The sequence below is a fragment of the Streptomyces sp. NPDC002889 genome, assembly GCF_042888425.1.
GTDB lineage: Bacteria > Actinomycetota > Actinomycetes > Streptomycetales > Streptomycetaceae > Streptomyces.
The window spans coordinates 51,386-64,604 of the sequence record NZ_JBIAPT010000031.1 but is presented as its reverse complement, the minus strand read 5'-3'; the positions used below and the strand labels follow the sequence as shown (position 1 = coordinate 64,604).

11 protein-coding genes are annotated in these 13,219 nt (G+C 68.6%); 6 read left to right on the top strand and 5 right to left on the bottom strand.

Going from position 1 to position 13,219, the window contains the following annotated elements:
• Positions 1-724: 724 nt before the first annotated feature.
• Both ACFYWI_RS33530 and ACFYWI_RS33525 read left to right on the top strand, forming a co-directional pair.
• The gene (locus ACFYWI_RS33530) at positions 725-1,249 is read left to right on the top strand and encodes a GNAT family N-acetyltransferase (protein ID WP_389239574.1); all 525 of its coding nucleotides are present in this window, start codon (positions 725-727) and stop codon (positions 1,247-1,249) included.
• Positions 1,250-1,441: 192 nt separating this feature from the next.
• Positions 1,442-2,365 (top strand): LysR family transcriptional regulator, encoded by a 924-nt coding sequence (locus tag ACFYWI_RS33525; protein ID WP_389239543.1) that lies wholly within the window; start codon positions 1,442-1,444, stop codon positions 2,363-2,365.
• Between the two features lie 57 nt (positions 2,366-2,422).
• On the opposite strand, the gene ACFYWI_RS33520 is transcribed toward ACFYWI_RS33525, so the two are convergent.
• On the bottom strand, positions 2,423-3,526 hold the full coding sequence (locus tag ACFYWI_RS33520) for a low temperature requirement protein A (RefSeq protein WP_389239542.1): 1,104 nt from the start codon (positions 3,524-3,526) through the stop codon (positions 2,423-2,425).
• 270 nt (positions 3,527-3,796) lie between these two features.
• Here ACFYWI_RS33520 and ACFYWI_RS33515 point away from each other — a divergent pair, with 270 nt between their 5' ends.
• Positions 3,797-4,093, top strand: a complete 297-nt coding sequence (locus ACFYWI_RS33515) for an STAS domain-containing protein (protein WP_389239541.1) — start codon at positions 3,797-3,799, stop codon at positions 4,091-4,093.
• On the top strand, positions 4,090-5,016 hold the full coding sequence (locus tag ACFYWI_RS33510) for an anti-sigma factor RsbA family regulatory protein (protein ID WP_389239540.1): 927 nt from the start codon (positions 4,090-4,092) through the stop codon (positions 5,014-5,016). The genes ACFYWI_RS33515 and ACFYWI_RS33510 overlap by 4 nt, the downstream gene beginning before the upstream one ends.
• Positions 5,017-5,282: 266 nt before the next feature.
• On the opposite strand, the gene ACFYWI_RS33505 is transcribed toward ACFYWI_RS33510, so the two are convergent.
• Positions 5,283-7,646 carry a tetratricopeptide repeat protein gene (locus tag ACFYWI_RS33505; RefSeq protein ID WP_389239539.1) on the bottom strand — a complete coding sequence of 788 codons (2,364 nt, stop codon included), beginning with the start codon at positions 7,644-7,646 and terminating at the stop codon, positions 5,283-5,285.
• An 88-nt stretch (positions 7,647-7,734) separates the two neighbouring features.
• Between ACFYWI_RS33505 and ACFYWI_RS33500 the strand changes: the two genes are divergently transcribed.
• Complete coding sequence (locus ACFYWI_RS33500; RefSeq protein WP_389239538.1) at positions 7,735-7,866, top strand: hypothetical protein; 132 nt, start codon at positions 7,735-7,737, stop codon at positions 7,864-7,866.
• Between the two features lie 759 nt (positions 7,867-8,625).
• On the opposite strand, the gene ACFYWI_RS33495 is transcribed toward ACFYWI_RS33500, so the two are convergent.
• The 3 genes from ACFYWI_RS33495 to ACFYWI_RS33485 form a co-directional block, all read right to left on the bottom strand.
• Positions 8,626-10,653: a CocE/NonD family hydrolase gene (locus ACFYWI_RS33495; protein WP_389239537.1), complete on the bottom strand. Its 2,028-nt coding sequence runs from the start codon at positions 10,651-10,653 to the stop codon at positions 8,626-8,628.
• A gap of 89 nt (positions 10,654-10,742) precedes the next feature.
• A complete protein-coding gene (locus tag ACFYWI_RS33490; protein WP_389239536.1) occupies positions 10,743-12,047 on the bottom strand; it encodes an acetyl-CoA carboxylase biotin carboxylase subunit family protein in 1,305 nt (434 codons plus the stop codon).
• Positions 12,048-12,135: 88 nt separating this feature from the next.
• A complete protein-coding gene (locus tag ACFYWI_RS33485) occupies positions 12,136-12,363 on the bottom strand; it encodes a DUF5133 domain-containing protein (protein ID WP_389239535.1) in 228 nt (75 codons plus the stop codon).
• A gap of 360 nt (positions 12,364-12,723) precedes the next feature.
• On the opposite strand from ACFYWI_RS33485, the gene ACFYWI_RS33480 reads away from it, so the two are divergent.
• Positions 12,724-13,071: a PRC-barrel domain-containing protein gene (locus tag ACFYWI_RS33480; protein WP_389239534.1), complete on the top strand. Its 348-nt coding sequence runs from the start codon at positions 12,724-12,726 to the stop codon at positions 13,069-13,071.
• Positions 13,072-13,219 lie beyond the last annotated feature (148 nt).

Here is a 13,219-nt window from a genome sequence, read left to right as displayed (position 1 = left end):
GGTGAGGAACATGCTGCTTCGGAGGAGCCGAAGGAACAGGGATGATCGAGCGACTTCGGCGGGACTGCTCACCCTCGCGGTGATCTGCTTGATTATCTGTCTGGTATTGCTCCTCGGGCCGGGAACGCGGGGGATGTGGACCTGCGTGGCGGTCGTCGGAACCGGGCTCGTCTTCGTTTTCAGCCTGGTCAACGGGCTCCGGCCGAAGAAGTGGTCCCGCCGGTGACGGCAGGCTCGGTGAACTCACGGCTGGCCACCACAGCGGACACGTGAGGCGCCGTCACGCCCGCCCGAGTACCGGTCGCGCCGCTGGAACCTGCATCACCCCCGGGGAAAAATCAGTTCCTCGGGCACCCTCGGATCAGGCACCATCTGTGCAATGGGCATGTTGGACGGAGTGGCAAGCAAGGTCGCCGGTGGACACACGGTGGAGTTCCGGCCCAGTGGCTGCTCAATGGTCCCCTTGATACGCAGTCGGCAGCAGGTCGTTGTCGGGCCTGCCGATCCGACGAAGCTGGAAGTCGGCGACATCGTTCTCGCCCGCGTCGCAGGCACCGTCTACCTGCACCTGGTCTCAGCAGTGGACAGACCCAGGAGACGCGTACAGATAAGCAACAACCGCGGGCGCGTGAACGGCTGGACAAGCCACGACCGCGTCTTCGGTATCTGCCTGGCCGTCGATGGAATCCGTCGGCCTGGTGCGGAGAGCAAGCTTTTGGGTCCCCTGATCAACCCTCCTGTCCTTGGCACCGAACGGCTCGAGTTGCTGCCGCTCCTTGTCGAGCATGCCGACGAGATGGCCGCCGCTCTGTCCGATCCCGCCCTGCACACGTTCGTGGGCGGCAGCCCGGGCACACCTCGGGAGCTGCGCGCCCGCTACCAACGTATGGTGGCAGGCTCTCCCGACCCTGGCGTCTCCTGGTGCAATTGGGCGGTCCGGCTCCGGGAGGAGTCACGTCTCGTCGGTACCGTTCAAGCGACGGTCGTCCCCTCCTCCGGCAGACTCGAAGCCGAGATCGCCTGGGTCGTCGGAACGCCATGGCAGGGACGGGGTATCGCCACGGAAGCGGCACTGGCCCTGGTCGCCTGGCTTGAGCAGCACCCTGTACACACCCTCGTCGCCCATATCCATCCCGACCATCGGGCGTCGGCTTCCATCGCCTCGGCCTGCGGCCTCGTGCCGACCGGCAGATGGCACGACGGCGAGGTCAGGTGGCAACGGGACACGGTTGCGCCTCCTCCCCCGTGACAGCCGTACCGGACCGCTGCCGTCGGTCACCCGGTGACGTGAACTTCTCCTGCGGGGTGGGTCGGCACCTGGAACGCGTCGTCACGCGGTCCAGGTTGCCGCCCTGGATCCGACGAAGATCTTCGCGATCCCCAAGTCCCAAGTCAATCCTAGGGTTTCCTTGTATTGACTCAAGCATTAGCTTGGGGCTCTGTGACCCTCGATGATCTGCGCGTCTTCGTCGCCGTGTGCCGTGCCGGCAGCCTCAGTGCCGTCGCCCGGGAGCTGTCCTGCACCCAGTCCGCGGTGAGCCAGCACGTGAAGCGGCTGGAGCGGGAGATCGGGGCCGCCCTGGTGGAGCGGCATCCGCGCGGCGTGGTGCCCACCCCGGCCGGCCGGCTCCTGCAGGCCGCCGCTGCCGACGGCATCGCGGGCCTCGACCTCGCGCTGCGGCGCCTCGCGGATCTCGTACGCGGCGACGGCGGATCGGTACGCATCACCACCGGCGCCACCACCGTGCGGCACTTCATGTCCGAAGCCGTCGTCGACTTCCGGCACCGACACCCGCTGGTCAGCTTGGAGTTCCAGACGGAGAACTCCAGCCGCAGCTGTTTCGGCGCGCTCGCGGCACACGACCTGGACCTGGCATGGATCACCATCGGCGCGCCCGTGCGCGGCATCGAGCAGCGGCCGGTGATCGACCTGCCCTGGGTGCTGGCCGTCCACGCGGACGACCCGCTTGCGACCCGCAGCAGTGTCGAACCGCGGGATCTGACGGGCATCCGCCACATCCGGCTCCCTGAGAACTCCACCTCGCGTGCCCGGCTCGACTCCGCCTTCGCCGAGTGGGGCATCCATGTCACCTCGGACACGGGTGTCGCCGACTGGGACACCGCCATCCTCCTGGCCGAACTCGGCCTCGGCCACGCGGTCGTCCCCGCCCTCCCCGGCTGGGGCGGCGCCGGCCACCCCTCGCTGCGCTTCGTTCCGATACCGGCGCTGCCCGCCCTGTCGGCGGGCTGGGCCGTACGGAAGTGGGACGCCCTGTCCCCTCTGGCCCGCGCCTTCGCCGACACGGTGATCCACAGCTGCACCCACGGGCAGGAAGCTCGGCCGGGAACGCACGGTGGGCATTGAGCCGGCGTCCGGCCCTTCCAGGCGTCACTCAGTGGGGCCGGGGGCGGCATGGCGTGTTCACGGGGCGGGCATTTTGCGGGCCATCAGCCCGTCGACCGCTGTGGGGAGGGTGAACGCGGCCAGTGCTGCGGTGACCTGGAGTGCCGGGGTGAGGTTCTGCCCCAACAGGCCGAGCAGCGCCAGAAGGAGCAGGGTCGGTGCGAGCCAGCGGATCTGCGTGGCGGCCGGCCGGCCTACGACGGCTACCGCGCAGATCGAGTTGTTGCAGAAGTAGGCCGCGAGTGCGGCGCAGATCAGCGGCAGAACGCCGTCACGGGGGGCTGGGGCCGCCCGGACCAGAGCTCCCAGCCCGGCCCCCAGGGCCACGAGAGCGGCCACGGGCACGAAATGGCCGTACACGAACAGCCGCCGGGCCAGCGGGAATCTCTCGTCGCCTCGTGCCCGCAGCGCTGAGGCTGCCACTGCCGATCCGAAGTCGAAGTACACCCACCACAGGGCGGCCAGAACGGCAAAGGCCGGGATCGCCGTCGCCATCGCCTGCGCCGTCGAGTGCACTGCCGCCAACGCCGCGACGAGCTGCGCCACCCCTTCGCCCAGCACGATGATGACGAAGAGCCCGAAGCGTTCGACGAGGTGTGAGATCTCCAGCTCGGGGAGGGACCGGCGGTAGAGGGTGCTGCCGACCTCGGTGGCGAGCCCGGCCGCCCACAGGAGGTAGGTGAGCGGCGGATGCAGCGGGATCGAGGCCGTCCAGAAGGCCATGGAGATGAGGACCGCGGTGTTGGAGCCTCCCTGCGGCTGACGGCCGCCGAGCAGCCACCGGACCACCAGCAGCCCCGCCCGGCCGGCGACGTAGGCACCGGCGAAGAGTGCGGGTTGTCCGTGCGCCGCTTCCTCGGCCCCGCCGGCCATGATCAGCACCACCGCCATCTGGCCGAGCACCGAGATCCGGCGCTCGGGGCCGCCCTCGCCGAACAGGTTGGTGTAGAGGGTGGAGGACACCCACAGCCACCACGCAGGAGCGAACAACGCCAGCATCGTCAGTGCGGCGCCGACACTGGGACTGCCGGCGAGCGGATGGGCCAGCTGGGCGACGAACGCCACGAACATCAGGTCGTAGAAGAGCTCGAGCCAGCCGGCATGCCGTTCCCCGTTCGTCATGTGCCTACCCAAACGCTCCCCGCCCCGGCAGCCTGCCGGGACACTCCGACCGAGGGAGGGAGGGTGCCTGAACGACCGGCGTCTGCCCGTGGAGATGCAACGCCGCGCCGCCGCCACCGACGTCGAGTGCTCAGTGATGCTCCTGCGGACGGACCCGTCGGGTAGGCTCGGCGAAGCCGGGATGTTGCCGAAGTCTGTGGGGGTGGAAGTGTGGACGCCTCTCACCGTGCGGGCCCGCCGGCAACGTCGTTGGAGCACAGGGTAGCGGCATTGGAGATCTGTCCGCTGGCGGACAGGGCGGGAGTGGTCGCGGCAGGAGAGGTCACTCTGACCACGCGCACGGAGTGGGAGCGGGCGCTGGAGGATCTGGTCGGAGGGCCTGGTGACGTTCACCTGGATCTGTCCGCGGTGACGTTCGTCGACGTAGCGGGGTCGTCCACCGTGGCGGTCACGGCCCAGCGGCTGGGCACCGGAAGGCGCATGTTCGTCAACGAGCCGCCCCCCGCGCTGCGGCGCGCCCTGGAGATGTTCTGGCCCGACCTGGCAGCGATCGAGGTGACGATGTGACGCAGGCGACCGAGCCTTTCGTCCACCCGGCGCTGTTCTACCGGAGCAGCGAGGAGTACCTGGCCGGGACTGTGCCGTTCATCCAGAAGGGGCTTGCTGTCGGCGAGCCGGTGGCGGTAGCGGTCCCCCGCGGCAACCTCGAGCTGATACGCGCAGAGCTGGAGGGAAGCGCCGAAGCAGTGAAGTTCATCGACATGAACGAGGCAGGGCGCAACCCGGGGCGGATCATTCCCAAAGTACTGCGCGCCTTTGCCGACACCCATCCCACCGGGCGGGTGCGGATCATCGGTGAGCCGATCTGGCCCGGCCGCACCGAGGCCGAATACCCCGCCTGTGTCCAGCATGAGGCACTGATCAACACTGCGTTCCACGGCCGGAACGTCACCATCGTGTGCCCTTACGACGCGGTACGTCTCGATGCTGCGGTGCTCGCCGACGCGTACACCACACACCCCGTCGTCGTCGACGAAGGACGTGAGGAGCCCAGCGACACCTACGACCCCGACCGCGCCGTCGCTGCCCACAACCAGCCGCTGGCCCGCCCGCCGGGGGCCGCTGCCACGTTCGACTTTGAAGCCGAACGCCTGCCCGACGCCCGGGACTTCGCGGTCGCGCGGGCCCGGCACCTGGGTCTGGCGGGCGAGCGTCTGGACGACTTCGCCCTTGCTGTCGCGGAGCTGACCACCAACAGCGTGGTGCACGGCGGTGGATCAGGCGCCGTGTGGGTCTGGGAAGAGGGCGGACAGATCCTGTGCGAGGTGAGGGACGCGGGGCACCTGAGTGACCCGCTGGCGGGGCGTCGACCACCCCAGCGCGACCAACTCGGCGGACGAGGGCTGCTGATGGTCAACTACCTGACGGACCTGGTACGCGTCCACACCGGCCCGGACGGCACGGCGATCCGCTTCCACCTCGGAAGCTGACCGTGACGCAACACTGAGCCTCCGCCAACTTGAAGCCGCAGTCTCCGACTGGCGTTCCCGCACCAGTGATCAGCTTACGGGACTTCTGACTTACGTGAGCCCTGCTGGGAGTTAGCTCTACGGCCGTTTGCACCGCCAACCTGCTCGCATGATCCGCTTGCGGTACGAATGGCCCCCCAACACGGCCGCCGTGCGGCAAAGCACGCGGGTGGGAGCCAATGATGAGAGAGGTTCCGCCACATCGGTCCCTGCCCCCGCTCCACTGTTCAGAGGCAGGGACCCCAGCCGTACACGTTGTACCGGGCGCGCCGGGTGTAGAGGTGGCGCGGGCCCAGCACCCGAGCGCAGTCCTGGGCGAGTTGGTCAAACAGGCCTGCCGCCTCCGCCCGCTCCCCCGCCAAGTGGAGGTGGTACGCATGGTTGTACCGGGCGCGCAGGGTGTCGCGGTGGTCCGGGCCCAGCACCCGAGCACAGTCCTGGGCGAGTTGGTCAAACAGGCCCGCCGCCTTCGCATGCTCGCCTACCTCGCCGAGGTAGTACGCGTTGCCGTGCCGGGCGCGCAGGGTGTCGCGGTGGTCCGGGCCCAGCACCCGAGCACAGTCCTGGGCGAGCTGCTCCAGCAGGCGCGCCGCCTCGGAACGCTCCCACGCCCTGCCGAGGTTGACCGCGTGGTAGTACCGGGCGTCCAGGGTGTCACGGTGGTCCGGCCCCAGCACTCGAGAACGAGCACGATCCTGGGCGACCTGCTCCAGCAGACGCGCCGCCTCCTCACTCTGGCCCACAAGCCGGCTCGCCTCGCCCAGGTAGTACGCGTGGTAGTACCGGGCGTCCAGGGTGGTGGAGTGGTTGGGGCCCAGCACCCGAGCACAGTCCTGAGCGACCTGCTCCAGCAGATCCGCCGCCTGCGCACACTCGCCTGCCCGGCCGAGGTAGTACGCATGGTCGTGCCGGGCGCGCAGGGTGTCACGGTGGTCGGGGCCCAGCACCCGAACACAGTCCTGGGCGACCTGGCCCAGCAGGCGTGTCGCCTGCACGTGCTGTCCCGCCCGGCCGAGGTTGCCCGCGTGGTAGTACCGGGCTTCCAGGGTGGTGGAGTGGTCGGGGCCCAGCACTCGAGCAAAGTCCTGGGCGACCTGCTCCATCAGGCCCGCCGCCTGGGCACACTCCTCCGCATGGCCGAGGTGCAGGGCGTGGGAGTACCGGGCGCCCAGGGTGTCACGGTGGTCGGGGCGGAGCACCCGGACAAAGTCCTGGGCAAGTTGGTCAAACAAGCCCGCCGCCTTCGCATGCTCGCCTACCTCGCCGAGGTAGTACGCGTGGATGTACCGGGCGCTCAAGGTGTCACGGTGGTCCGGGCCCAGCGTCCGAGCACGATCCCGGGCGATCTGCTCCAGCAGACCCGCCGCCTCCTCGCGCTCGCCCACACGCTCGCCCGGCTCGCCGAGATAGATTGCGTGGTTGTAGCGGGCACGCAGGGTGAGCAGGGTGTCGGGATGGTCCGGACCCAGTACTCGAGAACGATCCCGGGCGACCTGCTCCAGCAGGAGTGTCGCCCGCGCACGTTCCCCCGCCTCGCCGAGGTTGACCGCATGGTCGTGCCGGGCGCGCAACGTAGCGGGGTGGTCCGGGCCGAGCGCCCGAACACGACCTCGGGCGACGTGGCCCAGCAGGTGCACCGCCTGCGCATGGTCGCCTTCCTCGGCGAGCCTGTGTGCGTGTGCTTCCGTGCGGCGCAGTTCCTCTGGCGTGGAGTGGCTGGACGTGTGGTGCGGCGCGGAGAACACCGTGTGCAGGCGGTCGCGGACGGCGCGCGCGTGCGGGGGGCGGTCATCGAGGTCTTTGACGAGGAGATCCAGGACGAGTTGGTCCAAGGCGGGGGGAAGATCGTGGCGGTGGGTGCTGGGGGGTTCGGGTTCGGTGTGGGCGTGGGCGGTCAGCAGCGCCCAGTAGTTGTCGGGGGTGAAGGGGGGCCGTCCGGTCAGCAGCGCGTAGAGCAGGCAGCCCAGGGCGTACAAGTCGGTACGGCCGTCCAGACGGGCGCCTGCTTTGGCCTGCTCCGGGGCCATGTAGGCGGGAGAGCCGATCAGACGGCCCTCTGCGGTGATCCGGGTGTACGCGCTGTCGATATAGGTCGCGATGCCGAAGTCCACCACTTTGACGCACCCGTTGTCCGGATACGGGCGGGCGAGCATGACGTTGCTGGGCTTGATGTCGCGGTGGATGATCCCCGCATCGTGGGCGGTGGCCAGGGCGTCGCAGATCTGCGCACCCCAGTCGATCACCTGGGCAAGATCCAGCATTGACGGCTGGGTGACCAGGTCGGTGAGGCAGGGGCCAGGGAGGTGTTCCATCACCACATAGGGGACGCTGCGGCCATAGGAGTCGTGGTAGTGGCCGTAGTCGTAGACCGGCACGATATGCGGGTGCCCGGAGAGCTGCGCAGTGATCCTTGCTTCCCGTCGGAAGCGGGCCTCGAACGCGGCCTCGTGAATGGTTGCGGCGCAGTGGAGCAGCTTGACCGCGACCAGCCGGTTCAGGTGCATATCCCGGGCGCGCCAGACCGCGCCTGCTCCTCCCGACCCCACCGGTTCATCCAACCGGTAGCGGTCTGCCAGTAACGTCCCGCGCACTCTGCCCCCACTGGGGCGCGTACTGCCCACTCGTTCGGCCAAAGACGCCCCACCACTAAGCGTATTGGCCCTGGCGAGCAGGGGCAGCGTGTTGGGCGGGCTTGGTGCGATCGGTTCCCTGCCAGCCCACGGCCTCCTCGCCCTCGGCCAGGCCGCCTGGCAGATCCTGGACCAGGCCGAATACGAGCGCACCCGCGGCGCGACAGCCCAGCGGCCCTGAACCGCGCGAAGCTGCTGGTCGCGATGCAAGCGATCTCGACTTCGTTGGCTTCGTTCCAGTCGCGCCCAGCGGCACCGCTTTCGTGGTCAGCTGCGCGGAGCAGTGTCGCCGCACAGCCCGGTAAGGCCCGAGCTCTCCCCCGTGCCGACCAGTCCACCGCTTCACGGCACAGTCGAGCCTCGGGGCGAGGCCGCTGTCACAGGGCGGGCCCCGGCCCGGGATGACTGCGCCGACGGCCACGGTGCCGGAGTCCGACGGTCGCCAAGAAAGCAGCGACGCATTTAGGCGATGTAGAACGCTTGACTCTTCGCCTAAACGCGCCAGTAACATCTGGCCACCCCGCGCAGTGCGCCGGTGCCCTGTGGCTGGCATCACCTCGCGGCGAGCAAGATCGCCCCGGAACGTTCGTCCAGTTCCGCGCGCCGCGCGGTGATTCGTTCCAGCAGCTCGGGATCCATGCACGGGATCGTAGAAGGCCACCCGGCCATAGCGAGCAGGAACCGGCGCACCGACCGTGCTGGCGGACGATCTACTCCGCAGACTTCCGCCCCCGACCAGCGTGAGCGCCCCGAAAGACCGCCACGCCAGCCCTTTGACCTGCGACTTCAAGTTGGCAGAGGCTCACTTTTGGCCAACGCCACGGTTCGCCGGCGTACGCCGCGGGGTGGGCACCTTCGTCTGCACTGTCGTGGACCGCCGGCTGAAGGCGGCTGCACATCCCGGGATCGTCGACGTCAGCGCCCACACGGCCCGGTGCTCCTACAAGAGGTCGCGAGGCAGTGTCTCGTTCCAGGTACGGGAGAAGACCCGGCGGCCGTTCTCGAAGCCGTCCAGCGTGGCGTCGACGAAGAACTCGGTCTCGCTGGACCTCAGCGCGGTGCGGGTCTCCACCCGCACGTCCCAGTTGTCCCGACAAAACCGCATGGTCCAGGTCGTTTCCCCGCCGACCGAGGTGAAGTCGTCGGCGACGGCGGCATACCTCTCGTAAGCCCGCAGACCGACATCGAGGCCGATGTCGTCGTAGCGCACCATGCCGCGGTCCTTGACGATCTCGAGCTCGCAGTTGTAGCCGACCAGGTCTCGCTTGACCTCCCAGCGTTGCTCCGGGGAGGTCAGCTGGGTGGTGGCCAGGGGGGCTGTGCCCTCGGGCTCGCCGAACGGACGCTGGGGAAGGTGGTCGGGCTCCCTGGTCGGGCGCAGCGGCAGCGTCAGGGTGCTGGAGCCCTCGTACACGCTCAACAGCACCGGCCGCGGCGGTGGCCAGGCGAGCGGCCAGTAGGAGGTGGACAGCGACAGCCGGATGCGGTGTCCGGGCGGGAATGCCTGGGCCACGCCGTTGAGGTGGACCGTGGCCCGGTAGCGCGTGCCGGGTTCCAGGGGCTGGGGGGCTCCGGTCCCGTCGCGGTGGGTGAGATTGAGCAGGCCGTACGTGACGCGGGTGGCGCTGCCGTCGGGGGCCACGTCTGACAGCCGGGCGGCGACCATGGCGACCGGTTCACTGACCGACAGCTCCAGTTCGACGCTCGGAGAGCCGAGGATCTCGACGCGCTCGGTGAGTTCGTCGGTGTCGAAGACCAGCGAGCCGCCGTCCTCCTCCCGCTGGTCGTAGGGGAGGTCCGGCGGCGCGTTGTACGAGGCCCACTTGCCTGCGAACTGGCCGACGGACAGCGGCGACTGCACGGTCAGGACATCCTCGTTCGACGTCGTCTCACCGGGGGTGCCGATGCGGTGCCGGCTGAGCGGGTGGGCGGTCTGCTCCACATGCGGTGAGGGCCAGGCCGGTTCACCCACCCAGTGGCCGGGCCGGTCCTCGTAGGAGGTGGAGGGCGGCACGCTGTCCTGCATCCAGGTCTGCAGCATGGGCCCTTCCATGACTCCGTTGTCGACGCCCTTGAGCCAGTGGTCCCACCAGGCGACGACCTCTTGCAGGTAGCCGATGGCGGGGCCCGGTTCACCGAGGTGGGGGTACTTGTGCGACCACGGGCCGATCAGGCCCTTGCGCGGTACGTCGAGATTGCCCAGCAGACGGGTCACCGCGTTGGAGTAGCCGTCGGCCCAGCCGCTGGAGGCAAGGACGGGACAGCGCACATCCTGGTAGTTCTCGCAGACCGAGGCGTGCTGCCAGTACGCGTCGCGGCGCTGGTGGCGCAGCCACTCCAGCGCCCACGGGCGGGTGTTCTCCAGGCGTTCGTGCCACATCTCGCGCCAGCGCTCGCCTACGACGGCGGGGTCGGGCGGGCAGGTGGCGTAGGCGAACATGGTGCCGGCCTCGGCCAGATTGTCCGACAGGAGGGCGCCGCCCATGTAGTGCATGTCGTCGGCGTACCGGTCGTCGGTGAAGGAGGCGATGACGATGGCTCGCAGGCTCGGCGGCTGCCGTGCGGCGACCTGAAGGGCGGCGAACGCGCCCCAGGAGATGCCCATCATGCCGGTATTGCCGTCGCACCAGGGCTGCTCGGCCAGCCAGGCCAGCGTGTCCTCGGCGTCGGTCTGCTCCTGTTCCAGGTACTCGTCCGCCAGCACGCCTTCCGACTCGCCGGTGCCGCGCAGGTCGACACGGACACAGGCGTAGCCGTGACCGGCGATGTACGGGTGGTGGATCGAGTCGCGCACCGAGGACAGGTCGCGTTTGCGGTACGGGATGTACTCCAGCACCGCCGGCACCGGTTCCGCTTCCGAGGAGACCGGACGCCAGATCCGCGCCGACAGACAGATGCCGTCGGACATGGGGATGGCGACGTGCTCTTCCTCCGTTGTCGCGTAGGGCAGATTGCTCACAAAACGCATACGGCCGGCTCTCTCCTTCTCCTTGGGCTCGGTTGGACGGCTGCCCCGGGTCCTGTCCGGAACACCGATCGGGCCGGACCGTTCTGCCCTCAGGTGTTCTTCTCGTCCCCGCGGGGTGTGACGCGGTCGAACGTGAGGCTCAGGGCCGCCACGCAGCGGTCGTACTTCTCGCGCAGATCCTCTTCACTGTCCCCTCCGGTGAAGATGTGGGCCAGTTCGAAGCTGTAGCTGTCCTGCTCGTGCATCTGCGACAGCCGCTGTCCTTCCTCGGGCACCATGTCGATCCGCACACCGGGAATCTCCTGCTCGATGCGCCGGAGCTCCTCTTGCGAGGGCACGTCGTACACGACACCGTCGGCGAACCACCGGTAGTACCACTTGGCGGCCGTCTTGTAGGGGCCGGCGCCGTCGGGCAGGCTCGGGTCCTTGCCGAGGGCGAGGCTGAGCATGCAGTGGTGGTTGGGGACCCCGTCGACGTACTCGAACAGTTCGGCGTGCGACTGGGAGTGCCGGGGATTGATCTCCAGCAGGTTGATCGCGTCGGTCCGCGGGTCGTAGAAGTACTCGATGCTGAACGTCGCCGAGTCCATCCCTATCTGGCGTATCACGCGCTCGGAGACGTCGTGAAGGCGTCGCACCACGGGCTCGGGGAGCGTGGAGGGGTACTGATGGCGCAGAAAGGACGAGCTGCCGGGGTAGTTGATGGAGTCCAGTGCACCGTAGACGGTGACCTCGCCGTGCTGGACGTATCCCTCGACCGCGACCTGGATGCCGGAGAGCGCTTCCTCCGCCAGACACACCTGGCCCCCGACACCCTCCATCTCCGGCGGCAGGTCCAGCTGGTCGAGGATGTACTGGAACGGGCGGCCGACGCGGCCCACCCCCGCGCGGATCTCGTCCACCGCCGCGCGGAACTCGTCCTCGTTCTTCACGCCGAAGGCCAGCTCCGACGAGTACGACAGCGCGGGCTTGAGCCACATCGGGAAACGCACGCCTTCCGGCGGGTGCGGGTCTCGTGTCTCCAGATCGACCCGGCCGAAGCGGGGGTGCTCTTCGACGACCTTCTGCTGCTCCAGGCGGCTCCAGTACTTGTGCTCGCACTTGACGACCGACGTCAGGCTGGTGCTGCGTGTCCCATACCGCTCGCTCAAGATCGGTACGAGCGTGCTCACCGGGAAGTCCCAGTACCCGACGATCGCGTCGATGCTTCCGTCGAAGGCGTCCAGTACCCCCTGGGCCTTTTCCAGCAGCGCGGGCACGGACACCTCGCCGACCTGCAGTTCCTCGGTGGTCAACAGGGGGTGAAAGCGGTACTCCTGAGCATCGGGCACGTTGTGCAGGGTGGGCAGGTTGGCATCGTCCAGGCCGATAACGAAGATGTTCTTCTCGCTCACCGATTCTCCTCGGGCTTTGGTGTCCTTGTGTCCGGGGGGTTCCGATACCCGCCACGCTGCGGCCGGCTCCGCAGCTGGGCTGGGCCGGTCAGGCGCTGAGCCAGGAGTCGTCATCGGGGCGGGCACCAGGGAGCCCGTGGCGGGCCGCGACGAGAGCGGTGTCGATGTCGCCGGTGCCGGTCGATACGCACAGGGTGTACGCGAGATCGTCCATGCGCTGTCGCGCCTGCGATGACCCTTCCTCGGCATGCAGCACACGCAGCGCGTCGTACTGCTCGATCAGATTGCGCAGGACGACAGGATGAGCCATCAGCACAGGGGAGCCTCCTCAAGACAAGGGCCGCTGCAGAGCGGGTTGTCCCCCGGCTACCCCCCGCCTCCCACGACATGCCGTCACGATCATGGGGATGTACTTCCCCCTTCTCCAGGTTGTCGACGACGGTTCCCCTGCGATACCGGCGGGCTGCGGCGACAGGCGTACACGTGCCGGGGGTGCTTTCGTGACGCGCAGAGAATCGCGCCTCCCACGGTGGTCGTCCTGGTTCCGTCCGAAGAGAACTTCGAGTGCTGTGCGTTGGCTCCGAAATGCTGGGCAGTCGAACGGACGAGGAGCGAACGCCGAATTGCGGCGGACGTTCCCGCGGCTACAACATCGTCGACAGAGGAGTCATACTTCATGAGCGACATCTGGGGCTACCAGCCGACGACCGGCTACACCGCGGGCACCACCCTGGTCGGTTTCAAGGTCGAGGCGACCGACGGAAGCATCGGAAAGGTCGACAAGCATTCCGACGAGGTCGGATCGTCGTACCTGGTCGTCGACACCGGAGTCTGGATCTTCGGCAAGCACGTGCTGCTTCCCGCCGGCACCGTCACCCGTGTCGACGCCGCCGAGGAAAAGATCTACGTCGAGTGCACCAAGGACCAGATCAAGGACGCCCCCGAGTTCGACAAGGACAAGCACCTCAGCGACCTCGGGCACCGTCAGCAGACCGGCGACTATTACAGCCGCTACGGCAGCTGACATTCGCGGGAGAGACGTGGGGGGGGGGGGGGGGGGCCCCCCCCCCCCCCCCCCCCCGCCGGGGGGGGGGGGGGGGGGGGGGGGCGGGCCGCGCCGGTGGGGGTGGCGGGGAAAAAAAACAAAACAAAAAAACCCCCCAACCCACAAA